Origin of the sequence: Enterobacter cloacae complex sp. IR5412, from assembly GCF_049237385.1 — a bacterium.
GTDB classification, from domain to species: Bacteria; Pseudomonadota; Gammaproteobacteria; order Enterobacterales; family Enterobacteriaceae; genus Enterobacter; species Enterobacter intestinihominis.
Map to the genome: position 1 here is coordinate 1 of NZ_JBMKHQ010000006.1, position 21723 is coordinate 21723.

24 protein-coding genes, 1 pseudogene and 1 other annotated feature are annotated in these 21723 nt (G+C 52.5%); of the genes and pseudogenes, 8 read left to right on the top strand and 17 right to left on the bottom strand.

The genetic code is table 11. The features are described 5' to 3' along the window. Positions 1–245: 245 nt before the first annotated feature. The 3 genes from clpB to rluD form a co-directional block, all read right to left on the bottom strand. Positions 246–2819 carry an ATP-dependent chaperone ClpB gene (gene clpB, locus ACOTX2_RS12325; RefSeq protein WP_045308384.1) on the bottom strand — a complete coding sequence of 858 codons (2574 nt, stop codon included), beginning with the start codon at positions 2817–2819 and terminating at the stop codon, positions 246–248. A gap of 129 nt (positions 2820–2948) precedes the next feature. Continuing rightward, positions 2949–3680, bottom strand: a complete 732-nt coding sequence (yfiH, locus tag ACOTX2_RS12330) for a purine nucleoside phosphorylase YfiH (RefSeq protein WP_063147485.1) — start codon at positions 3678–3680, stop codon at positions 2949–2951. Then, positions 3677–4657, bottom strand: coding sequence for a 23S rRNA pseudouridine(1911/1915/1917) synthase RluD (rluD, locus tag ACOTX2_RS12335; RefSeq protein WP_022649057.1), 981 nt, complete (start codon positions 4655–4657; stop codon positions 3677–3679). Before rluD ends, yfiH begins: the two co-directional genes overlap by 4 nt. A 131-nt stretch (positions 4658–4788) precedes the next feature. Here rluD and bamD point away from each other — a divergent pair, with 131 nt between their 5' ends. The 4 genes from bamD to pheA all read left to right on the top strand — a co-directional run bounded on the left by bamD (position 4789) and on the right by pheA (position 7555). Then, on the top strand, positions 4789–5526 hold the full coding sequence (gene bamD, locus ACOTX2_RS12340) for an outer membrane protein assembly factor BamD (protein WP_003863164.1): 738 nt from the start codon (positions 4789–4791) through the stop codon (positions 5524–5526). A gap of 267 nt (positions 5527–5793) precedes the next feature. Next, entirely contained in the window at positions 5794–6135 is a 342-nt protein-coding gene (raiA, locus tag ACOTX2_RS12345; RefSeq protein ID WP_006811628.1) for a ribosome-associated translation inhibitor RaiA, read from the top strand. Positions 6136–6238: 103 nt separating this feature from the next. Then, positions 6239–6364, top strand: a sequence feature (Phe leader region). Beyond that, positions 6240–6287, top strand: a complete 48-nt coding sequence (gene pheL / locus ACOTX2_RS12350; protein ID WP_100229775.1) for a pheA operon leader peptide PheL — start codon at positions 6240–6242, stop codon at positions 6285–6287. (Overlaps the previous feature by 48 nt.) Positions 6365–6394: 30 nt before the next feature. After that, a complete protein-coding gene (pheA, locus tag ACOTX2_RS12355) occupies positions 6395–7555 on the top strand; it encodes a bifunctional chorismate mutase/prephenate dehydratase (protein WP_023306733.1) in 1161 nt (386 codons plus the stop codon). On the opposite strand, the gene ACOTX2_RS12360 is transcribed toward pheA, so the two are convergent. The 5 genes from ACOTX2_RS12360 to ACOTX2_RS12380 form a co-directional block, all read right to left on the bottom strand. Beyond that, positions 7552–8424, bottom strand: coding sequence for an SMP-30/gluconolactonase/LRE family protein (locus tag ACOTX2_RS12360; protein ID WP_058676703.1), 873 nt, complete (start codon positions 8422–8424; stop codon positions 7552–7554). The two genes, pheA and ACOTX2_RS12360, sit on opposite strands and share 4 nt — an antisense overlap. A gap of 144 nt (positions 8425–8568) precedes the next feature. Beyond that, positions 8569–8772 (bottom strand): ogr/Delta-like zinc finger family protein, encoded by a 204-nt coding sequence (locus tag ACOTX2_RS12365; RefSeq protein WP_071788728.1) that lies wholly within the window; start codon positions 8770–8772, stop codon positions 8569–8571. A 72-nt stretch (positions 8773–8844) separates the two neighbouring features. Beyond that, complete coding sequence (locus ACOTX2_RS12370) at positions 8845–9273, bottom strand: WapI family immunity protein (RefSeq protein WP_023298399.1); 429 nt, start codon at positions 9271–9273, stop codon at positions 8845–8847. A gap of 10 nt (positions 9274–9283) precedes the next feature. Beyond that, on the bottom strand, positions 9284–9955 hold the full coding sequence (locus tag ACOTX2_RS12375) for a hypothetical protein (RefSeq protein WP_023298400.1): 672 nt from the start codon (positions 9953–9955) through the stop codon (positions 9284–9286). 89 nt (positions 9956–10044) lie between these two features. Beyond that, a complete protein-coding gene (locus ACOTX2_RS12380; protein ID WP_237764988.1) occupies positions 10045–10383 on the bottom strand; it encodes a DUF7415 domain-containing protein in 339 nt (112 codons plus the stop codon). Between the two features lie 73 nt (positions 10384–10456). Between ACOTX2_RS12380 and ACOTX2_RS12385 the strand changes: the two are divergent. Beyond that, positions 10457–11059, top strand: a pseudogene (locus ACOTX2_RS12385) (tyrosine-type recombinase/integrase); the annotation flags it as partial. A gap of 185 nt (positions 11060–11244) precedes the next feature. Here ACOTX2_RS12385 and tyrA read toward each other — a convergent pair. Both tyrA and aroF read right to left on the bottom strand, forming a co-directional pair. Further along, the gene (gene tyrA / locus ACOTX2_RS12390) at positions 11245–12366 is read right to left on the bottom strand and encodes a bifunctional chorismate mutase/prephenate dehydrogenase (RefSeq protein WP_022649060.1); all 1122 of its coding nucleotides are present in this window, start codon (positions 12364–12366) and stop codon (positions 11245–11247) included. A 10-nt stretch (positions 12367–12376) separates the two neighbouring features. Beyond that, entirely contained in the window at positions 12377–13447 is a 1071-nt protein-coding gene (gene aroF / locus ACOTX2_RS12395) for a 3-deoxy-7-phosphoheptulonate synthase AroF (protein ID WP_006811632.1), read from the bottom strand. A 478-nt stretch (positions 13448–13925) separates the two neighbouring features. On the opposite strand from aroF, the gene ACOTX2_RS12400 reads away from it, so the two are divergent. Genes ACOTX2_RS12400 through ACOTX2_RS12410 form a run of 3 tightly spaced genes read left to right on the top strand, consistent with a single transcriptional unit; the run spans position 13926 to position 16170 of the window. Further along, the gene (locus ACOTX2_RS12400) at positions 13926–14462 is read left to right on the top strand and encodes a YfiR family protein (RefSeq protein WP_063146946.1); all 537 of its coding nucleotides are present in this window, start codon (positions 13926–13928) and stop codon (positions 14460–14462) included. Then, the gene (gene dgcN / locus ACOTX2_RS12405; protein WP_045308387.1) at positions 14455–15675 is read left to right on the top strand and encodes a diguanylate cyclase DgcN; all 1221 of its coding nucleotides are present in this window, start codon (positions 14455–14457) and stop codon (positions 15673–15675) included. Before ACOTX2_RS12400 ends, dgcN begins: the two co-directional genes overlap by 8 nt. Positions 15676–15687: 12 nt before the next feature. Beyond that, entirely contained in the window at positions 15688–16170 is a 483-nt protein-coding gene (locus ACOTX2_RS12410; protein WP_023298405.1) for an OmpA family protein, read from the top strand. Positions 16171–16172: 2 nt separating this feature from the next. Here the strand turns inward: ACOTX2_RS12410 and ACOTX2_RS12415 are convergent, their stop codons facing one another. The 7 genes from ACOTX2_RS12415 to ffh all read right to left on the bottom strand — a co-directional run bounded on the left by ACOTX2_RS12415 (position 16173) and on the right by ffh (position 21590). Further along, positions 16173–17543, bottom strand: coding sequence for a PepSY-associated TM helix domain-containing protein (locus ACOTX2_RS12415; RefSeq protein ID WP_063147484.1), 1371 nt, complete (start codon positions 17541–17543; stop codon positions 16173–16175). Between the two features lie 38 nt (positions 17544–17581). Then, positions 17582–17986, bottom strand: a complete 405-nt coding sequence (locus tag ACOTX2_RS12420) for a DUF2946 domain-containing protein (protein ID WP_022649065.1) — start codon at positions 17984–17986, stop codon at positions 17582–17584. A 132-nt stretch (positions 17987–18118) separates the two neighbouring features. Then, complete coding sequence (rplS, locus tag ACOTX2_RS12425; protein WP_002914145.1) at positions 18119–18466, bottom strand: 50S ribosomal protein L19; 348 nt, start codon at positions 18464–18466, stop codon at positions 18119–18121. Between the two features lie 43 nt (positions 18467–18509). After that, positions 18510–19277 carry a tRNA (guanosine(37)-N1)-methyltransferase TrmD gene (gene trmD / locus ACOTX2_RS12430; RefSeq protein WP_003863138.1) on the bottom strand — a complete coding sequence of 256 codons (768 nt, stop codon included), beginning with the start codon at positions 19275–19277 and terminating at the stop codon, positions 18510–18512. Between the two features lie 31 nt (positions 19278–19308). Next, the gene (gene rimM / locus ACOTX2_RS12435; protein ID WP_003863136.1) at positions 19309–19848 is read right to left on the bottom strand and encodes a ribosome maturation factor RimM; all 540 of its coding nucleotides are present in this window, start codon (positions 19846–19848) and stop codon (positions 19309–19311) included. Between the two features lie 15 nt (positions 19849–19863). Next, a complete protein-coding gene (gene rpsP, locus ACOTX2_RS12440; RefSeq protein WP_022649067.1) occupies positions 19864–20112 on the bottom strand; it encodes a 30S ribosomal protein S16 in 249 nt (82 codons plus the stop codon). Between the two features lie 116 nt (positions 20113–20228). Then, positions 20229–21590, bottom strand: coding sequence for a signal recognition particle protein (gene ffh, locus ACOTX2_RS12445; RefSeq protein WP_003863132.1), 1362 nt, complete (start codon positions 21588–21590; stop codon positions 20229–20231). Positions 21591–21723 lie beyond the last annotated feature (133 nt).

The window sequence follows — 21723 nt, forward strand, 5'->3', positions numbered from 1 at the left end:
ATTACGCTTTCCCGCTTCAGAGTCAAGCGTTTATTTTGCTTTTCTCTGCTGACCCGGCGGCTTGCGTGCCGTTGTTCCGTGTCAGTGGAGGCGCATTATAGGGAGTTATTCTGAGGCTGCAAGTGCAAAGTGAAAATTATTTACTGACTGCTCACTTTCCAGGCAAAACACATCTCAGACCTTAATTCTTGCCTGGTTTTTAAACAAAAACGAGCCGCAAGCGGCCCGTTTTTGCGTTTTGTGACTTACTGCACTGCCACAATTCGGTCTTCGTTGGCTTCCAGACGGATAACTTTGCCCGGAACCAGTTCCCCGGAAAGGATTTGCTGCGCCAGCGGGTTTTCGATCTGCTGCTGGATTGCACGTTTTAACGGACGCGCGCCATAAACAGGATCGTAACCATTCTCGCTCAGCAGTTTCAGCGCATCATCCGAGATGTGGATTTCATACCCACGCTCTTCCAGACGCTTGTACAGACGCTGCAACTGGATCTGCGCAATCGACGCAATGTGTTTCTCACCCAGCGGATGGAACACGACTACTTCATCAATACGGTTGATGAACTCCGGACGGAAGTTTTGGCTGACCACACCCAGCACCAGATCTTTCATATGGCTGTAATCCAGCTCACCGAAGCGTTCCTGAATCAAATCGGAACCCAGGTTCGAGGTCATGATCACCACCGTGTTACGGAAATCGACCGTTCTTCCCTGCCCGTCCGTCAGGCGTCCATCATCCAGCACCTGCAACAGAATGTTAAACACGTCAGGATGAGCCTTTTCCACTTCATCCAGCAGGATGACGGAATAAGGACGACGACGAACCGCTTCCGTCAGGTAACCGCCCTCTTCATAACCGACATATCCCGGAGGCGCACCGACCAGACGCGAGACAGAGTGTTTCTCCATAAACTCGGACATATCGATACGCACCATCGCGTCATCGCTGTCGAACATAAAGTTAGCCAGCGCTTTACACAGCTCGGTTTTACCGACACCGGTTGGCCCCAGGAACAGGAACGAGCCGATGGGACGATTCGGATCGGACAGCCCCGCACGGCTACGACGAATGGCGTTAGATACCGCTTCGACCGCTTCGTTCTGGCCAATGACGCGCTGATGCAGATCCTGCTCCATACGCAGCAGTTTTTCGCGTTCACTTTCCATCATGCGAGCTACAGGAATCCCCGTCCAGCGCGCCAGCACTTCGGCAATCTCGGCGTCCGTCACTTTATTACGCAACAGACGCATGGTTTTGCCTTCCGACTGCGTGGCGATCTCAAGCTGTTTTTCCAGCTCAGGGATCTTGCCGTACTGTAGCTCGGACATCCGCGCCAGGTCCCCTACGCGACGCGCCTGCTCAATGGCAATTTTCGCCTGCTCCAGCTCCGCCTTGATTGTCTGGGTGCCAGAGAGGGAGGCTTTCTCTGCTTTCCACTCTTCTTCCAGCTCAGAATACTGACGCTCTTTCTCATCCAGCTCTTCGTTGAGCATATCGAGGCGTTTCTTACTCGCTTCATCAGACTCTTTGTTCAATGCCTGCTGTTCCAGCTTGAGCTGAATAATGCGGCGATCGAGTCGGTCCAGCTCTTCCGGTTTCGAGTCAATCTGCATACGGATGCTGGACGCCGCTTCATCGATAAGGTCGATGGCTTTATCCGGCAACTGACGGTCGGCAATGTAACGATGCGAAAGCGTCGCCGCCGCAACGATGGCCGGGTCAGTGATCTGCACATGATGGTGCAGCTCATAACGCTCTTTCAGACCACGCAAAATCGCGATGGTATCTTCAACGCTTGGTTCTGCGACAAACACCTTCTGGAAGCGTCGCTCCAGCGCGGCATCTTTTTCAATGTACTGACGATACTCGTCCAGCGTAGTGGCACCGACGCAGTGAAGTTCACCACGTGCCAGCGCAGGTTTCAGCATGTTCCCTGCATCCATTGCGCCGTCAGCTTTACCTGCCCCCACCATAGTGTGCAGTTCGTCAATAAACAGGATGACGTTGCCTTCCTGTTTCGCCAGATCGTTCAGCACGCCTTTCAGACGCTCTTCAAATTCACCGCGGTATTTCGCCCCGGCCACCAGCGCGCCCATATCCAGCGCCAGTACGCGACGGCCTTTCAGCCCTTCGGGCACTTCGCCATTAACGATACGCTGCGCCAGCCCTTCAACGATGGCGGTTTTACCGACGCCAGGCTCACCAATCAGCACCGGGTTGTTTTTGGTACGGCGTTGCAGTACCTGAATAGTCCGGCGAATTTCTTCGTCGCGACCGATTACCGGGTCAAGTTTGCCCTGCTCGGCACGTTCGGTCAGATCGACCGTAAATTTTTTCAAAGCCTGACGTTGGTCTTCGGCTCCCTGGTCGTTCACGCTTTCACCTCCGCGCATTTTCTCAATCGCCTGGGTCACATTAGCGGTGGTTGCACCGGCGGATTTCAGCAGGTCGGTTAAAGTACCGCGTGATTCAAGCGCCGCCAGAACAAACAGCTCTGACGAAATAAAGTTGTCCCCACGTTTTTGCGCCAGCTTGTCGCAAAGGTTCAGTACACGCACCAGATCCTGTGACGGCTGTACGTCGCCACCGGTACCTTCTACCTGCGGTAAACGACTCAGCGCCTGATCGATGGCGGTGCGTAACTGGCCGGCATTAATGCCAGCGGACGTTAACAAAGGACGTACCGATCCCCCTTCCTGATTCAGCAAGGCGCTCATTAAATGAAGAGGTTCGATAAATTGGTTGTCGTGCCCCAGTGCGAGGGACTGGGCATCGGCGAGAGCAAGCTGGAATTTATTAGTAAGACGATCCAGACGCATAACTCCTCCCATAACAGGTCAAATTTGCTACTGGAGATTAAATGAGGTCATCCCTCAATTATTCAAGGTTAATAACCTGAATTATGTGAAAAGAAAACGGCGCGTACCGGATCGTCTTGATTCTTTAGGTTATATCAGCCAAATGAAACTTGCCATACGGCCTGTCGTCTTGTCACGGCGATAGGAGAAAAAATCACCCTTTTCGGTGAATGTACAGCGATCTCCACCAAAGATCTGGGTCACGCCGACATTATTAAGGCGCTGGCGGGCAAGCTGATAAATATCGGCCAGATATTTATCGCCGGACGCCACAAACGCATTAACCGCCTGAGGATCTTTTTCCATAAAAGCTTGCCGAACCTCAGGCCCCACTTCAAATGCCTGCGGGCCAATCGCCGGGCCAAGCCAGGCGATGAGATTTGCAGAATCGTCCTGGAAGCAGGCAACGGTCTCTTCCAGCACGCCTTCACACAGGCCACGCCAGCCCGCATGCGCTGCTGCAATCTCCGTACCGGCACGGTTACAAAACAACACCGGCAGGCAATCAGCGGTCATCACCGCGCAAACCGTTCCCGGCGTATTGCTGTACGAAGCATCGGCGCGTTTAGACGCATAGGGCTCACCCGTAAGCTTCAGCACCGCTTTACCGTGCACCTGCTCAAGCCAGACCGGTTTTGAAGGAAGGTTTCCCGCAGCAAAGAGGCGTTTACGGTTCTCTTTGACGTGCTCCAGGTTATCGCCACAGTGCGCACCGAGGTTCAAAGACGCCCACGCACCCTGGCTCACGCCACCGATACGGGTCGAGCTAAAGGCGGCCACGCCTTCAGGCAGCGGCCACTCCGGGACAATCAGTTTGGTCATAACCAGTCCACGTGATCCTTATGTTCTTCGAAATCTGCGCGCATCGCGTCGATAAGTTCCACCATATCCTGTGGGATAGGCGCATGCCATTCCATCTGAATTCCGGTGATTGGGTGGTAAAGACGTAGCATCGTCGCATGCAGCGCCTGGCGATCGAATTTACGCAGCACGGAGATGAATTCATCCGATGCGCCCTTTGGTGGACGCGGACGACCGCCGTAAACAGGGTCACCCACCAGCGGATGGGTAATATGCGCCATGTGCACGCGGATCTGGTGAGTACGCCCGGTTTCCAGACGCAGACGCAGGCGCGTATGAATACGGAAATGTTCCATGATGCGGTAATGGGTTACCGCCGGTTTACCCATCGGGTGTACGGACATATGCGTACGCTTGGTTGGATGACGACTAATCGGCTCTTCCACCGTGCCGCCAGAGGTCATATGACCAATCGCCACCGCTTCATACTCACGGGTGATTTCGCGCAGCTGCAAAGATTCCACCAGTCGAGTCTGGGCGGGGATCGTCTTCGCCACCACCATCAGACCCGTGGTGTCTTTATCCAGACGGTGAACGATACCGGCACGCGGTACGTCAGCTATCGGCGGGTAATAATGAAGGAGTGCGTTAAGTACCGTACCGTCAGGATTACCCGCGCCCGGATGGACGACAAAGTCACGCGGTTTGTTGATGACCAGAATATCGTCATCTTCGTAGACGATATCCAGCGGGATATCCTGCGGCTCGAAGCGGACTTCCTCTTCGATTTCAGCATTGATGGCGACAGCTTCCCCACCAAACACTTTCTCTTTTGGTTTGTCCCAGATCTTGCCGTTTACCAGCACGCGCTGGTCAAGGATCCATTCTTTTATACGTGAACGCGAATAATCAGGGAACAATTCGGCCAAAGCCTGATCTAAGCGTTGACCGAGCTGATTTTCGGAGACTGTTGCGGTGAGTTCTACTCGTTGTGCCATAAACTGCTTCTTCGTTTAACGTTGGGTTTTACGGCTTTGCCGTTTAATATAGTGTGCTATTGTAGCTGGTCTTAATCGGGAGCAGGAACTGAGTTTCTCCCGGACAAACATTTGAGGAAAGTCAAAACGTCATGACGCGCATGAAATATCTGGTGGCAGCGGCCACGTTGAGCCTGGCTTTGGTGGGCTGCTCCGGTTCGAATGAACAGGTCCCTGACAATCCGCCGAATGAAATCTATGCGACTGCACAACAAAAGTTGCAGGACGGTAACTGGAAACAGGCGATAACGCAACTGGAAGCGTTGGATAATCGCTATCCGTTTGGTCCGTATTCACAGCAGGTACAGTTAGATCTGATCTACGCCTACTATAAAAATGCCGATCTGCCGCTGGCTCAGGCAACGATCGATCGTTTCATGCGTCTGAACCCTACCCATCCTAACATCGATTACGTGATGTACATGCGCGGCCTGACTAACATGGCGCTGGATGACAGTGCATTGCAGGGCTTCTTCGGGGTGGATCGTTCTGACCGTGACCCGCAACATGCGCGTGATGCTTTCAATGACTTCTCCAAACTGGTGCGTAGCTACCCGAACAGCCAGTACATTACCGATGCCACTAAGCGTCTGGTGTTCCTGAAAGATCGTCTGGCGAAATACGAGTACTCCGTCGCGGAATACTACACTCGCCGTGGCGCATGGGTTGCCGTGGTTAACCGTGTAGAAGGCATGCTGCGTGATTATCCGGATACCCAGGCCACGCGTGATGGCCTGAAGCTGATGGAGAATGCGTATCGCCAGATGCAGATGACGGCTCAGGCTGACAAAGTGGCGAAAATCATTGCCGCGAACAGCAGCAATACCTGATACCGCTACAACGCATAACGGCAGCCCGCAGGCTGCCGTTTTTTTATTCTTTCAGACTTACGCTGAAGCGGTTTAGCTTCAACACATCCAGTCAACTATGACCGCAATTGCTGGCTTCGACAAGGTAAATCTCACCTCTTCCTGCCCTGCCTCACAAAAAAGATTCCCTGACAAAAACCGACAAAATAACGTGATCTAAATCACACATTTTGACATTAGGTCGGGTATGCTGGAATCACCAAGACGGAAAGACAAGAGGTAAAATTTATGACAATGAACATTACCAGTAAACAAATGGAAATTACTCCGGCAATCCGCCAGCACGTCGCAGACCGTCTCGCCAAACTGGATAAATGGCAAACACATTTGATTAATCCACATATCATCCTGTCCAAGGAGCCGCAGGGTTTCGTCGCTGATGCAACTATCAATACTCCAAACGGCCATCTGGTCGCCAGCGCTAAACACGAGGATATGTACACCGCAATTAATGATTTGATCAACAAGCTGGAACGGCAGCTCAATAAAGTGCAACACAAAGGTGAAGCCCGTCGCGCCACAACATCGGTGAAAGACGCCAGCTTCGCGGAAGAAGTTGAAGAAGAGTAATCCTTTAAATTGAGTGTACCGACAACGCGCCTTCGGGCGCGTTTTTTATTGACAGGATCAAAACAGTACAGGTACTTTAACCTTATCAATTTCAGGATGACCTAATGAAACAGACGCCGTTTTTCTTCGCATTCTTTTTTACCTTCCCCTGACCGGGAGGCGTTTCGTCGTGTGATAAAGAATGCGAAGACGAACAACAAGGCCTCCCACACCGGGAGGCCTTTTTTATTGATAACGATAAAATGAGACAGACAACACTATGACACCGGAAAACCCGCTCCTGGATTTACGCGTAAAAATCAGTGCACTCGACGAAAAGTTACTGGCCCTGCTGGCAGAGCGCCGCGCGCTCGCCATTGAAGTGGGCAAAGCCAAGCTGGATTCTCATCGGCCGGTGCGCGATATCGATCGCGAGCGTGATTTACTGGAACGGTTGATACAGCTCGGCAAAGCGCATCATCTTGATGCCCACTACATCACCCGCCTGTTCCAGCTCATCATTGAAGATTCCGTTCTGACGCAACAGGCCCTGCTCCAGCAGCATCTGAACAAAACCAACCCGCACTCTGCTCGGATCGCTTTCCTCGGCCCGAAAGGTTCTTATTCTCACCTGGCGGCTCGCCAGTACGCAGCCCGTCATTTCGAAGAGTTCATTGAGAGCGGTTGTGCAAAATTTGCAGACATCTTCAACCAGGTCGAAACCGGCCAGGCAGATTACGCCGTGGTGCCTATTGAGAACACCAGTTCCGGCGCCATCAACGATGTTTACGATCTGCTCCAGCACACCAGCCTGTCGCTGGTCGGTGAGCTGACTATTCCTATCGATCACTGCGTGCTGGTCTCTGGCTCAACCGATCTGAGTCAGATTGAAACGGTGTACAGCCACCCGCAGCCGTTCCAGCAGTGCAGCCAGTTCCTGAACCGTTATCCGCACTGGAAAATTGAGTACACCGAAAGCACCTCGGCGGCGATGGAAAAAGTGGCGCAGGCAAACTCTCCTGCCGTCGCGGCACTCGGTAGCGAAGCGGGCGGCGCGCTGTATGGCTTACAGGTGCTGGAACGCAATCTGGCCAACCAGACGCAAAATATCACCCGTTTCGTGGTTCTTGCCCGCAAGGCCATCAACGTGTCCGACCAGGTCCCGGCGAAAACCACCCTGCTGATGGCGACCGGCCAGCAGGCGGGTGCGCTGGTTGAAGCGCTGCTGGTGCTGCGTAATCACAACCTGATCATGACGAAGCTGGAATCCCGCCCAATACATGGCAACCCGTGGGAAGAGATGTTCTATCTCGACGTTCAGGCCAACCTGGAGTCTGCATCCATGCAGAAAGCCCTGCGCGAACTGGGCGAGATCACACGCTCCATGAAAGTACTTGGCTGCTATCCGAGCGAAAACGTGGTCCCGGTCGATCCGGCTTAATGTTCGATAAAGCGGCTTTTCTTCATCCCTGCCACATTTACAGGCAGGGTGAAGATGGCACCGGAAAGCGGGTATTTCGCCAGCTCCTCCGCCTCCATATTTTCCCGCGTGGTGGTGATAAACAGCGTTTTCATATCGTCGCCGCCAAAGCAGACCATTGTCGGGCAGCGTACCGGCAGCCGGTATTCTTCCAGCTGTTCGCCTTGCGGTGAAAACCGTGCGATACGCCAGCCGTCAAACAGTGCGCTCCAGTAGCAGCCTTCCTCATCCATTGCCGCTCCGTCGGGTATACCCTCTCCCTCGCTAAAACGGCGAAACTCTTCGCGCTTACCGGGTTCCCCCTGCTCATCAAACGGCGTACGGTAAATCACACCGTTCGGCGTATCAGAAGTAAACATCCACCGTTTGTCAGGACTAAACGCTAAACCGTTATGCCCCTGAATATCGCACTGGATCACTTTCGGTGTCAGGTCGTTGTCGATACGCATCAACATGGCGCCGTTATAATCTCCCGGCCCCCAGAACGTGCCCGCATAAAACCGTCCCTGATGGTCGGTGCCTCCATCGTTAAAGCGTGCAAGCTGCGGGTTGGACGGGTTATCGCAAACCTTACGCTGGAGCAGGCCGTGTTTATCGGTCAGCCAGATGGCGTTTCGCATCGCGACGATAAATCCGCCGCGTTCACGCAGGGCAAAACACCCAACTTCTTCATGGAATGAGAGCACCGAGTGTTCCGCGGTGGGCAGATGGTACCGATGAATCTCCCCTTCCAGAATATCCGCCCAGTAGAGCGCCTTTTCTTCAGCACTCCACGTCGGGCATTCGGGCAGATGCCCGGTATAGTTCAACAGCAGCTGCGGTTCAGCCATGACAATTCCCCAAAATGAAAAAAGCCAGCATTGCTGTTTTAATTTTAGACGCAAAAGGCTGAAACAAAAGGATTTGTTTCTGACGATGTCCACACGTCGTCCACGCATCGAAAAAGCCCTGCCATGTGCAGGGCTTTCTTTTGGTCACATCCAGTGGATTTGTTGCTGGCCTGATTGCGTCGGGTGCGGCGGCGCTGGTACTACTTCACCCGGCGAAACGATAAAGCTCTCGACCGTCTCAGTGGTGATGAACGTGCAACTGCAAATGATGTTTGTGCACTGATGATACAGCTCCTTGCCTGTGCGGCGCGCATGGCCTGCGCCTTTGAGCCGCACCAGCGCTGTCACTGGCTGGCAAAAACTGGAATAAAAATTGAATGCAAACTCATCCACTGATGCATGCACATCTAAAATTGTGAATCAACTCGTCCAATTAATGATTTCGTCCAGCCCGGAAAGTATTGCAGGAAAATAACTTTCATCCATTCCAAGACTATCACTGACTACGACGCTTTCAGCAGGATTTTCCGGCCTTAGCGTTAATGTTAAAAGCACCCCACGCCCTGTTGATGATGGTGAAAACACAAGATTTAACTGATTTTCTGTGCTATCAAAAATCACCTCACGAGCCTTCGTGCCATCAACTAAACTTCTATGTAACTCCCTGAGTTTAGCTTTAAGAGCATTAAGCTCTCCGACATTAAAGGATGCCTGATATTGTGTTTTAAGCTCGGGTAGTTCGTACTCCACATAGGTATGTATCCAGTCATACTCTGGTATGTCAGGGGTATTATCACGCCCAAAGGGGGAAATCCGTAAAATTTTCCTGTCGCTAATTATCTCAATCATATTCCCCCCATCACTTGTATAAAAAATGAGTTATTGTCCAGTCTTTCTCACGCACCAATACTTCTATCATATATTTTTTATAATAATAGGTTCCTTTTTTCGCCCGATTCTCAACAAGTTTATATATCTCAGATTCGTAACGAAAAAGACCTTGAGCCTTTTGAGGATCTGGCGTTCTTTTGCCGTAGCGAATAACTTTTTCCTGAAGTTGCAAGGGCACATATCGCGCGGGATTAAGCATATGTTTAGCAGGAGTTGCGGTCATTTTAAGGGTTCGTGCAGATAACCCCATTTTCAGCCGACCACGTAAGAGACTGATAGTAGCCTCACTGAGCCTCACAGTTACAGCGGTTTTAACTCCACTCTCCAGTAACGCTTTACCAGCCCGAAAAAGACGAAATGCACCCAAGGCAATTAATACGATGTCTGTTGGGTCAATCAGGGGGGCTTCTAGTGGCGCTTCTTCCAGCCTGACAAACATGCCGTCGGTATCATAAATCTGCCATAAACCGGGAGCCTGAGAGACTGAATAGCCAATACACATCCCGGTTTCGTCATCAACAATGGGTTTTGAATTCAGTGGAGGATTGCGGGGGCGAAATTCGAAGTATTCACCGGCTGGTAATGTTGACTGGAAGGTGTAGAAACGTCCTGGCTCGTCCGTAATTAATCCAACGCTCATTGTCCTAATTTCCTTTTGGGCTAACCTTTGGGGTCATCATAATGGACGTTTTTACTTCAATCTACTTTCCTGACTCTGATTTTATCGACTTAGAGGCTAACGCCTCGCCGCGCTCGTTGTTCAACACCACCGGCACTGAAAGCAAATTTCAGCACCGGCGGTGCTGGCATTATTCGCGTATGGCTCATTTTAACCACCCATTTTTTTAGCATCATCAACAAGCTCGTCTGAATATTGCCAGACTCCGTTATAAGCCACGAAGCCCCAGCCGAAACACCGTTAGTCATTTCATATCCAACAGCCAGCCCTGGCGGGTGTAAAATTTCGTGATTAATTCTGAAAACCAGCCCCTTCTCGCTTAGTTCTTTCCAGTTCATGATTGTCATACCGCAGTCGGCGTCATCCAGCATCAACTGGAAACTCAACATTACATAATTTGCCACCCACTCAGTTAAATCGATAACATTCGTTACCCTCACTGACACGCGTTTTCGGTATACCCTCTTTCTTGTATCAGGCATGTTCACGAAGCTGATTCAACTTTAAGAGTTTGCTGGGGTGCACCCCGTTCATGGTTTGCCACCATTGGCAGAGGCTAACCCTGAAATGGCTTTCCTTAACAAAGCAGAAAGTGCGCTGCTGCTCAAGTCATTTACAGGTGAGGATCTGCTGGTTGCCCTGCTGGGGATTAGTACCGGCGGGCGGTGGTCAGAGCTGGCAACACTCAAACCGGCACAAATAGTAAACGGGCGCGTGACATTCCTGAAAATCAAAAACGCAAAAAAGCGCACTGTACCGATTTCTTCTGAGCTTGAATCGCTGATAAAGAAGAATACCAGCGGGAATCTGTTCAACGTCGATTACGTGAGTTTTTGCAAAGTGCTGAAGATGGTTAAACCTGATATTCCTGCAAATCAGGCAACGCATATTTTGCGTCATACCTTCGCAAGTCATTTCATGGTGAACGGGGGTAACATCATTTCATTACAGCAAATACAGGGTCATGCAAACATCCAGTAGACGATGACTTATGCGCATTTGTCACCGGAGTACCTGCAAAATGCCGTGGCATTGAATCCGCTTTCAGGAGGGATATCGCTGTAGGTTCTGCTCCCCCCGGAGTGTCCACATTGCGTCCACACTTCGGGGTATTAGAAACGGTTCCAGATGGTTACAGCTTTTTTAAATTACTGTTTTTATTAGTGATAATTTAAATGGTTGATAAACCACATCCACCCATTATATGAAAAAAGCCAGCATTGCTGGCTTTTAGTATATACATCATCAGATTACTGGCGACTGTCATTTGCCTGGCGCAACAGCGTGCGGCTTTCACTCTGGAATCGCGTGGCGTAATCACCGAACCAGTGCTCCACTTTACGGAAACTGTCGATAAACGCTTGTTTATCGCCGTGTTCCAGCAAGGTGATCGCTTCGCCAAAACGCTGATAGTAGCGCTTGATCAGCGCCAGGTTATTTTCAGACGACATGATGATGTCGGCGTAAAGCTGTGGATCCTGGGCAAACAGTCGCCCGACCATCGCCAGCTCCAGACGATAGATTGGCGAGGAAAGCGCCAGCAATTGTTCAAGCTGAACGTTCTCTTCCGCCAGGTGCAGACCATAGGCGAAGGTTGCAAAGTGGCGCAGCGCCTGAATAAACGCCATGTTCTGATCGTGCTCAACCGCACTGATACGGTGCAAACGTGCCCCCCAGACCTGAATCTGTTCCAGGAACCACTGATACGCTTCCGGCTGACGACCGTCGCAGTAAACCACTACCTGCTTCGCCAGGCTGCCGCTGTCCGGGCCAAACATCGGGTGTAACCCAAGCACGGGCCCGGTGTGCGCCGCCAGCATTGCCTGTAGAGGGCCATTTTTAACGGACGCCAGATCCACCAGAATGCAATCTTCCGGCAGCGGAGGAAGTTTCGCGATAATCTGCTCCGTCACATGAATCGGTACGCTGACGATAACCATTCCGGCATCCTTCATGAGTTCCGGCGCATGCGGCCAGTCCTCTTTTTCCAGGATGCGCACCTGATAGCCAGAAAGCGTCAGCATTTTTTCAAACAGACGCCCCATCTGGCCGCCGCCACCGACAATCACCACCGGACGCAGCGACGGACAGAGAGTTTTGAAGCCCTTGTCGTTTTCGCTGGAATAGGATTCCCGCATCACACGACGCAGGACATCTTCAATTAAGTCCGGTGAAACGCCCAGCGCCTGTGCCTCTTTACGGCGGGAGGCGAGCATAGAGGCCTCACGCTCCGGAACGTAAATTGGCAGGCCGTATTTGCTTTTAACTTCGCCGACCTCAGCAACCAGTGCCATGCGGCGCGCCAGCAGGTCCAGCAACGCCTTATCCACTTCATCAATTTGATCGCGTAATGCGGTCAATTCAGCAACCATAACTATCCTCTTATGCCAGACGCGTCGCCAGCTGGCCGTTCAAATCTTTGTGGATCTCACGCAGTAGCGCATCAGTGGTTTCCCAGCTGATGCAAGCATCCGTGACCGAGACGCCGGGCTTCATCGCGCTACGCGGCTGTTCCGATGACTGATTGCCTTCATGAATATTACTTTCAATCATCAGGCCGATAATTGAACGGTTACCATCTTTAATCTGTGCAATCACAGATTCTGCAACCGCAGGCTGGCGACGGTAATCTTTATTCGAATTACCATGACTGCAATCTACCATCAGCGCCGGACGCAGTCCCGCCTGTTCCATCTCTTTTTCACACTGCGCGACATCCGCCGGGCTGTAGTTTGGCGCTTTACCACCGCGCAGGATCACATGCCCGTCCGGATTGCCCTGCGTTTGCAGCAGGCATACCTGGCCCGCCTGGTTGATCCCGACAAAACGATGGGGCATAGCGGCGGCGCGCATGGCGTTAATCGCCGTGGCCAAGCTGCCGTCGGTACCGTTTTTAAAACCAACCGGCATAGACAGGCCAGACGCCATCTCGCGGTGGGTTTGTGACTCGGTGGTGCGCGCCCCAATCGCAGACCAGCTAAACAGATCGCCGAGGTACTGCGGGCTGTTCGGATCCAGCGCTTCGGTTGCCAGCGGCAGCCCCATGCTGACCAGCTCCACCAGCAGGCGACGCGCAATCTTCAGGCCCGCTTCCACATCAAACGAGCCATCCATGTGCGGATCGTTAATCAACCCTTTCCAGCCAACCGTTGTACGTGGCTTTTCAAAATAGACGCGCATCACCAGATAGAGGCTATCGCTGACCTCCTCCGCTAATGCTTTAAATCGACGAGCGTACTCAATGGCGGTTTCAGGATCGTGAATGGAGCAAGGACCACATACCACCAGCAGGCGCGGATCGCGGCCTGCGATAATGTCAGAAATGGTCTGGCGAGAGTGCTCAATCTGAGCTTCCTGCGCGACGCTCAGCGGGAATTCCGCCTTCAGTTGATCCGGGGTGATTAACACCTGTTCGTCAGTGATATGTACGTTGTTCAGCGCGTCTTTTTGCATGATTGCGATCCTGTAAAACTCGTTTGCGATAGTGGTTTTCCTCGAAGAGGTGACACAACGATAACATATCAAGTAAAGATTTCAATCCAAAATACGTACAGATTATTTTACAGTAGCCATTTAAATGCCAAATCACAGGTTAAAATCGTAAACATAAAATTACACATACGCTTTTAACGCCAGTCTACGCTCACACCAGGCACGCTATCCCGGCGCTGGCCGTTAGCTTAATTATCCTCGGGTGAATTGAGGGAAAGTTGCGTGGCTACATAAATCCTGGCAACAAAAAATGAATAAAAGTATGAATTCCAGCAGACTTAATTGAGCCTGCCTAAATTACTTTGAATATCGTGCTCTGTAAGATTTAGCTTAGGTCAAGACAGGGATATTTCTGACATAATGACGGCTTTGAGAAAGAATGGTATTCTGCCGGAAATTCATAAGGGCATCTATTTCCGGGGCGGTTTGGCGGATTCTGATGAGAAATACATTCTTGATCGCTTTGCTTCACCTCCCCCTGGCGCTAATGCTGTTCATTTTGGTGAGCCCTGCAAGGGCAGGCTCGCTCACGGAAACGGATAAATCGGTACGTTCGATTGTTTCTGGTATTGTGAGCTACACCCGATGGCCAGCACTTTTCGGCCAGCCTAAGCTCTGTATTTATGCCTCTTCCCGTTACAGACAGGCGCTCAGCAGTGAAGATGTAAATAACCCGTTGCCCTATAGTCCTGTCATTGTGCATAGCGATCGGGAAGCACTCACAGCAAGGTGCGATGCCCTCTATTTCGGGAGCGAATCACCGGCAAAACAACAGGAAATAATAAATCAATATCAGGGCCAGGCGTTGCTATTAATGTCAGAGCAAAATCCTGAATGCGTTATTGGCAGCGCATTTTGTCTGATAATAGAGCACAACAAGGTCAGGTTTTCCGTAAATCTGGATGCGCTGACGCGCAGTGGCGTAAGAGTCAATCCGGATGTATTAATGCTCGCACGGAATAAGAAGCATGAATAAGGAAGTCACACCAACACCGCGTCCGACGTTTAAAAGAACGTTGCGGCGAATCAGCATGATAAGCGTCATTATAACGATGACGTTTATATGGTTGCTGCTGTGTTTCGCTTCCGTGGTGACATTAAAGCAATACGCGCAAAAAAACCTCGAACTCACCGGCGCCACCATGAGCCACAGCCTTGAGGCCTCTCTGGTGTTCAACGATGCCGTGGCGGCAAATGAAACGCTGGCGACCCTCGGCAAGCAGGGGCAATTTGCCGTGGCGGAAGTGCTTAATGCACATCATAAACGGTTTGCCTGGTGGTCGTGGAACCCGGCGGATAATACCGACACGCTGGGCGCGCTGGTCAACCGGTGGTTGTTCCCTGTTCCTGTCGCACAGCCCATCATACATAACGGTAATGTGATTGGCGAAATTCGTCTGACCGCACGAGACAGCCTGATTAGCCACTTTATCTGGCTCTCATTTGCGGTCCTCACCGGCTGCATTCTTTTTGCCTCTGCCGTCGCATTGACCATCACCCGCTCGCTACATCATGGCATGGTTGTTGAAATGCAAAACATCACTGACGTTGTGCATGACGTCCGTACCAACCGCAACTTCTCTCGCCGGGTAACGGAAGGCCGCATTGAAGAGTTCCACCAGTTTGGTGAAGACTTCAACAGCCTGTTGGATGAAATGGAAGAGTGGCAGCTCAAGCTACAGGCGAAAAACGCTCAACTGTTGCGTACCGCCATGCACGATCCGCTCACGGGGCTTGCAAACCGCGCCGCGTTTCGCAACAACATTGCGGCCTTAATGAATGACGCTTCGGCAAAGACCAATTCTGCCCTGCTCTTCCTGGACGGTGATAACTTCAAGTTTATTAACGACACCTGGGGCCATGCCGCGGGCGACTGCGTACTGATCGAAGCCGCAAAAAGGATGGTCGAATTTGGCGAAAAACGTCATCAGTCTTACCGTCTTGGCGGCGACGAGTTTGCCATGATCCTTTATGGCGTCCACACCGCGCGTGAGGTCGAATATATTTGCGCTGCGCTGTCGCAGCAATTTATCCGTCCGTTTGATCTGCATAACGGACACACAGCATCAATGTCACTCAGCATTGGCTTTGCTCTGGCGTGGGAAAATGCCTCCGTCGAGGCATTGCTTGAGCAAGCCGATCGCAATATGTACCTGGTCAAAAACCAGCGTTCGAAAACAATACCCTGAAAGGAAGACGATATGTTGAAGCGATACTTCGCGCCGTTGTTACTGGCATCTCTGGTAATGTCCGGGTGCCAGACGCCGGAGGGTAAATTCACACCAGAGCAAATCGCGGCCATGAAGTCCTACGGCTTTAACGAACTGAATGGCGACTGGTCCCTGGGCCTGTCGGATAAGATCCTGTTTGATAAAAATGACGCCAGACTGCGTCCGGAAAGTGAAACGCAGATCCAGACTATGGCCTCACGTCTGGCGGCAACCGGTCTGAATCACGCCCGGATGGACGGCCATACGGATAACTATGGCGAAGAGAGCTACAACGAAGCGCTTTCGTTAAAACGTGCCAATGTTGTAGCGGATGCCTGGGCGAAGGGCGCGAACATCCCGCGCAGCAACCTCACTACGCGGGGTTTAGGCAAAAAATACCCTCTCAGCAGCAACCGTACTGCGCAAGGGCGCGCTGAAAACCGCCGTGTTGCGGTAGTTATCAGCACGCCTTAAGGCTATTTAGCGGATGTGCCGGCGAGCGACACGCCTGAAGCCGCTCGCCAGCGCAGCCAGTCAATCACGATAAATACCGCCAGACTGACGCCCATTACCGGCAACGCCAGCCCCAGCAGGAGGCTTATCATGAACGTCACTCCCCTTCCCCTCAGCGGCAATGCCAGCCAGCTTTGACAGAGCGTCTGTACCGGGTTCGCGGCTGACATCGCAGGACGACGCATCCACCACATCCGGTATCCCCAGATAATCAGCACGCACAGCGCAACGCCAAACGCGATGAGCAGCAGCTGATTTGCCAGACCAAACAGGATCCCCATATGGAAATCCACGCCCCAGCGGGTGAGTTTAGCCATCAGCGGGAAATCCCCAAAGCGAGTCCTGTCCAGCACCTTCAGAGAGTGGGGGTCCACGGCAACGGCATCAACCTGCGTCGGCCAGCGGCGATCGATTTCCGTCACCGTCCAGGCCTGGTCGACCCTGCTTGCCGGACGGATCTCAACGTTGTTAGCATCAATTCCTGACTGGCGGGCGGCCTGCAATACGCTGTCAAAAAGCGACAGTTCAACAGGCATTTCAGGCATCGACATTCCGCCGTGATGACCACGATGTTCGGCGTGTTCATCCATCATTTCCGGCGCACCGGAAAGGGTGGTGTTTACCTGCGGCGTCAGCCAGTTCATCTCTGCACGCAGCTTATCGATGTTGCCACCGGCCCATTGTGACCAGGTTAACCCGGTGACTGAGAACAGCAGCATTCCCGCCAGTAACGTCCAGCCTAAGATCACATGCAGGCGACGACGATTCTGGAAACGATTGTTGATACGGCGCTTCGGTCGGGTATAGAACCACAGCGCGATCCCGCCCAGGGCAGCAACCCACATCCACGAGGCGGCTAACTCGCTATAGAGGCGCCCGAGGTTGCCCAGCATCAGCGAGGTATGCAGATAATCGATAGTCTGACGCAGCGGTAAAATCCCGCTGGTGCCGTATACGGTCATATCCCCTCGAACCTCAAGGCGGGCGGGATCAATAAAAATAGCCCGATGCTCGGAGGGACCCAGCGCCGGGTCGGCAAACATCACGCGGGTCGTTTCGCCCTCTTCCAGCCCCGGACGAACGGCATGCAGACGCAGATCTGATTCTACGGCCTTTTCGGCCGCGGCAATTTGTGCAGCAAGAGGCTGCGCCTCACCCACGGCATCCGTGTGGAGTGCATGATGGTACAGCGCATTTTCAAGCTGCGGCGTGGCGACATACAGCGTTCCGGTCAACGCTGCGAAGAAAATAAACGGACCAACAAACAGCCCGATATAGAAATGGAGACGACGCAGCAGGTTTCCCCATGCCGCGCGCGGAGTGCAGGTAGTCATACTTTTCCTTTTTAAGGCAAAAAGTGAGTGATTTTGTTTTAAAGGGAGAAAGCAGACCGACGCGGCGGCGCGCGGGTATCGGGGTAAAGCCAGGGGAAAAAGTGCCAGTGGCTGACCGCCTGACGAGGCGGCTTCATGCGCAGCCGCTGCAACACCACGCTGAGCAGAACGATAAGCGCCAGCATCACGCCCGGCACATGCGCTAACAGCACGCAGTAGCCGCAGGCTTCCGCATGGTCAACTGGCATGGAATGCGGCATATCCCCATGATGCTCGTCCATCGACATCATGCTCATGTCATGGTGCATGCCCGGCATGGCGCTCATGGGATCTTTTTGCAGCGAGACGGAGATCAGCGGCGCCACGACGATCAGCAGGATCGCAAACAGCGCGGTCAATGCCGCTGCGCGTTTCCAGCTATGCTGATGCAGTACGTTATCCACTTACCCTCCCCCCAAGAGGCGAACATTGTAAATGATTTATGACGGAAGGGTTAACGCGAGAGGTGCGATGGGATAAAAAAAGGGCCAGCCTTTCGGCCAGCCCTTTCTGACAGGATGTCGCTTAAGCGAATCTTAGTTCAGACGCTCTTTAATACGAGCAGACTTACCAGTACGCTCACGCAGGTAGTACAGTTTAGCTTTACGTACAGCACCACGACGTTTAACAGCAATGCTGTCAACTACCGGAGAGTGAGTCTGGAAGACACGCTCAACGCCTTCGCCGTTGGAAATTTTACGAACAGTGAATGCAGAGTGCAGACCGCGGTTACGAATAGCGATAACCACGCCCTCGAATGCCTGCAGACGTTTTTTGGAACCTTCAACAACCCATACTTTCACTTCCACGGTGTCACCTGGACGGAAGGAAGGTACGTCCTGCTTCATCTGCTCTTGTTCAAGTTGCTTAATAATGTTGCTCATAATTTAATCTCTTATCCTGGGTAAACTGATATTCGGGAGCGTATTACGCTTTCCCATCATGTTCATGCTGCTGATGCGCGTGTTCAGTTTTGAACTCGGCCAGCAACTTTGCTTGCTCTTCAGTCAGAGCCAGGTTTTCCAGAAGTTCAGGTCTTCTAAGCCAGGTCCGGCCCAGCGACTGCTTCAAACGCCAGCGACGTATCTCGGCATGGTTTCCAGACAGTAACACTGCCGGGACTTCCATCCCTTCTAACACTTCAGGACGAGTATAGTGTGGACAGTCCAGCAATCCATCGGCAAAGGAATCTTCCGTTGCCGAAGCTTCATGGCCCAGAACCCCCGGAATAAACCGGGCGACGGAGTCAATCAGCGTCATTGCTGGTAGCTCACCACCGCTGAGAACGTAATCGCCGATAGACCATTCTTCGTCAATCTCGGTTTGAATTACGCGCTCATCTATCCCTTCGTAGCGACCACAGACCAGAATCAGCTTTTGATTCGTCGCCAGTTCGCTCACGCCCGCTTGATCAAGCTTGCGTCCCTGAGGTGACAGATAAATCACCTTCGCGCCTTCACCTGCCGCGGCTTTTGCTGTGTGAATGGCGTCCCGTAAGGGTTGCACCATCATCAACATCCCCGGTCCGCCGCCGTAAGGACGATCGTCCACGGTACGGTGCCGGTCATGCGTGAAGTCACGAGGACTCCAGCTCTGGATGCTCAGCAGGCCATTCTTTACTGCCCGGCCAGTTACCCCGTAATCGGTAATCGCGCGGAACATTTCAGGAAACAGGCTAATTATGCCAATCCACATAGCGCCGTCTTTTACCGTTTATCCGGAGAATTTAAAAACCAGGATCCCAATCTACTTCAATGGTTTGAGTAGTGAGATCGACTTTCTTGATAACCTGTCCATCGAGGAACGGGACCAACCGCTCCTTGATGCCAAATGCATCTTTCAGGTTTGCCTTAATGACGAGAACGTCATTTGACCCGGTTTCCATCATGTCGATGACTTTCCCCAGGCTGTAGCCTTCAGTGGTCACTACCTGGCAACCCATAAGGTCTTTCCAGTAGTAGTCACCCTCTTCCAGTTGCGGCAACTGCGACGAATCCACGACAATTTCACAATTAGTCAGCGCATTCGCGGCATCTCGATCGTCAATGCCTTTCAGCTTGATGATGATGTCCTGATTGTGGTGACGCCAGCTTTCCAGCTCGACCTCTTCCCACTTACCGGCTTTCTGGATAAACCAGGGCTGGTAATCAAAAATGCTATCAGCGTCTTCAGTGGAGGAAAACACTCTGAGCCAACCACGGATACCGTAGCAAGAACCCATTTTTCCCAATACGATCGGTTCAACAGGTGCTTTATTGCTCATCATGACCACCGTGACAGATTAAGCTGCTTTGTTTGCTGCTTTGATCAGCGTAGCAACGCGATCGGAAACAGTAGCGCCCTGGCCAACCCAGTGAGCGATACGATCCAGATCCAGACGAGTTTCTTCTTCTGCGCCAGAGGCCAGTGGGTTGAAGAAACCAACGCGCTCAATGAAGCGACCGTTGCGTGCATTACGGCTGTCAGTCACAACAACCTGGTAGAACGGACGCTTTTTAGCGCCGTGACGTGCTAAACGAATAGTTACCATAACATCCTCTTGTGTGAATAAAACAACCGGGCCCCATCGAGGAACGGAGCCCGGGTGTCATATTAAAAGCCCGAAAATTTTACTCATTTTCGGGCAAAAAGCAATCTCAAAAGCGATTATCGCCCAGGAAAACCGGGCGGCATCATGCCTTTCATGCCGCGCATCATCTTCGCCATGCCGCCTTTCTTCATTTTCTTCATCATGCGCTGCATGTCGTCGAACTGTTTCAGAAGGCGGTTAACGTCCTGGACCTGCATGCCGCAACCGGCTGCGATACGGCGCTTGCGGGAACCTTTGATGATTTCTGGCTTCGCGCGCTCTTTCAGCGTCATCGAGTTGATGATTGCCTCCATACGCACCAGCACTTTGTCATCCATCTGGGATTTGACGTTGTCCGGGATCTGCCCCATACCCGGCAGTTTCCCCATCAGGCTTGCCATACCCCCCATGTTTTTCATCTGACGCAGTTGCTCAAGGAAGTCGGTCAGATCGAAACCGTCACCTTTTTTCAGCTTGCTGGCGAGTTTTTCAGCCTGCGCGCGGTCAACCTTGCTTTCGATATCTTCGATCAGCGACAGCACGTCGCCCATGCCGAGGATACGGGAGGCAATACGATCCGGGTGGAACGGCTCCAGCGCTTCGGTTTTCTCGCCCACGCCGAGGAACTTAATTGGCTTACCAGTAATATGACGAATAGACAGCGCCGCACCGCCGCGAGCGTCACCGTCGACTTTGGTCAGCACCACGCCGGTTAACGGCAGGGCTTCGTTAAACGCTTTCGCGGTGTTCGCCGCATCCTGACCGGTCATGGCGTCGACAACAAACAGGGTCTCTACCGGATTGATAGAAGCATGAACCTGCTTGATTTCGTCCATCATCGCTTCGTCAACGTGCAGTCGCCCGGCGGTATCCACCAGCAGCACGTCGTAGAATTTCAGCTTCGCCTCTTTCAGCGCCGCGTTAACGATGTCAACAGGCTTCTGCGCCACGTCGGACGGGAAGAAGTCTACGCCAACCTGCTCGGCCAGCGTTTCCAGCTGTTTGATCGCCGCCGGGCGATACACGTCCGCCGAAACCACCAGCACTTTTTTCTTGTGCTTTTCGCGCAGGAATTTCCCCAGCTTACCGACGCTGGTGGTTTTACCCGCACCTTGCAGACCCGCCATCAGCACGACGGCCGGTGGCTGAGCCGCCAGGTTAAGCACCTGGTTCTCTTCGCCCATCGCCGAAACCAGCTCGTTACGGACGATTTTGACGAACTCCTGACCCGGAGTCAGGCTCTTGTTAACTTCATGACCAACCGCTTTCTCTTTCACGCGGTTGATAAAATCACGCACGACCGGCAACGCAACGTCTGCTTCCAGCAGCGCCATGCGCACTTCGCGCAGCGTTTCCTTGATGTTCTCTTCGGTGAGGCGTCCACGGCCGCTGATGTTGCGCAGCGTGCGCGACAAACGATCGGTTAAATTATCAAACATTGTCTCTCGCCTGGGGTAGAAACGTTAGGTCGCCTGGGCGACACATACACAGAATTTTGCCGGAGTATAACATGAAGGCGCCTTTGTTGTTATGCAACGGTTGGAGCAGGCGTCACGTAACGTTATACTGCTT

What these genes read in the sequence shown, in the direction of transcription:
- clpB (WP_045308384.1), bottom strand. Translation starts at nt 2,819, where the DNA reads ATGCGTCTGGATCGTCTTACTAATAAATTCCAGCTTGCTCTCGCCGAT.
- yfiH (WP_063147485.1), bottom strand. Translation starts at nt 3,680, where the DNA reads ATGACCAAACTGATTGTCCCGGAGTGGCCGCTGCCTGAAGGCGTGGCC.
- rluD (WP_022649057.1), bottom strand. Translation starts at nt 4,657, where the DNA reads ATGGCACAACGAGTAGAACTCACCGCAACAGTCTCCGAAAATCAGCTC.
- bamD (WP_003863164.1), top strand. Translation starts at nt 4,789, where the DNA reads ATGACGCGCATGAAATATCTGGTGGCAGCGGCCACGTTGAGCCTGGCT.
- raiA (WP_006811628.1), top strand. Translation starts at nt 5,794, where the DNA reads ATGACAATGAACATTACCAGTAAACAAATGGAAATTACTCCGGCAATC.
- pheA (WP_023306733.1), top strand. Translation starts at nt 6,395, where the DNA reads ATGACACCGGAAAACCCGCTCCTGGATTTACGCGTAAAAATCAGTGCA.
- ACOTX2_RS12360 (WP_058676703.1), bottom strand. Translation starts at nt 8,424, where the DNA reads ATGGCTGAACCGCAGCTGCTGTTGAACTATACCGGGCATCTGCCCGAA.
- ACOTX2_RS12370 (WP_023298399.1), bottom strand. Translation starts at nt 9,273, where the DNA reads ATGATTGAGATAATTAGCGACAGGAAAATTTTACGGATTTCCCCCTTT.
- ACOTX2_RS12375 (WP_023298400.1), bottom strand. Translation starts at nt 9,955, where the DNA reads ATGAGCGTTGGATTAATTACGGACGAGCCAGGACGTTTCTACACCTTC.
- ACOTX2_RS12380 (WP_237764988.1), bottom strand. Translation starts at nt 10,383, where the DNA reads ATGTTGAGTTTCCAGTTGATGCTGGATGACGCCGACTGCGGTATGACA.
- tyrA (WP_022649060.1), bottom strand. Translation starts at nt 12,366, where the DNA reads ATGGTTGCTGAATTGACCGCATTACGCGATCAAATTGATGAAGTGGAT.
- aroF (WP_006811632.1), bottom strand. Translation starts at nt 13,447, where the DNA reads ATGCAAAAAGACGCGCTGAACAACGTACATATCACTGACGAACAGGTG.
- ACOTX2_RS12400 (WP_063146946.1), top strand. Translation starts at nt 13,926, where the DNA reads ATGAGAAATACATTCTTGATCGCTTTGCTTCACCTCCCCCTGGCGCTA.
- dgcN (WP_045308387.1), top strand. Translation starts at nt 14,455, where the DNA reads ATGAATAAGGAAGTCACACCAACACCGCGTCCGACGTTTAAAAGAACG.
- ACOTX2_RS12410 (WP_023298405.1), top strand. Translation starts at nt 15,688, where the DNA reads ATGTTGAAGCGATACTTCGCGCCGTTGTTACTGGCATCTCTGGTAATG.
- ACOTX2_RS12415 (WP_063147484.1), bottom strand. Translation starts at nt 17,543, where the DNA reads ATGACTACCTGCACTCCGCGCGCGGCATGGGGAAACCTGCTGCGTCGT.
- rplS (WP_002914145.1), bottom strand. Translation starts at nt 18,466, where the DNA reads ATGAGCAACATTATTAAGCAACTTGAACAAGAGCAGATGAAGCAGGAC.
- trmD (WP_003863138.1), bottom strand. Translation starts at nt 19,277, where the DNA reads ATGTGGATTGGCATAATTAGCCTGTTTCCTGAAATGTTCCGCGCGATT.
- rimM (WP_003863136.1), bottom strand. Translation starts at nt 19,848, where the DNA reads ATGATGAGCAATAAAGCACCTGTTGAACCGATCGTATTGGGAAAAATG.
- rpsP (WP_022649067.1), bottom strand. Translation starts at nt 20,112, where the DNA reads ATGGTAACTATTCGTTTAGCACGTCACGGCGCTAAAAAGCGTCCGTTC.
- ffh (WP_003863132.1), bottom strand. Translation starts at nt 21,590, where the DNA reads ATGTTTGATAATTTAACCGATCGTTTGTCGCGCACGCTGCGCAACATC.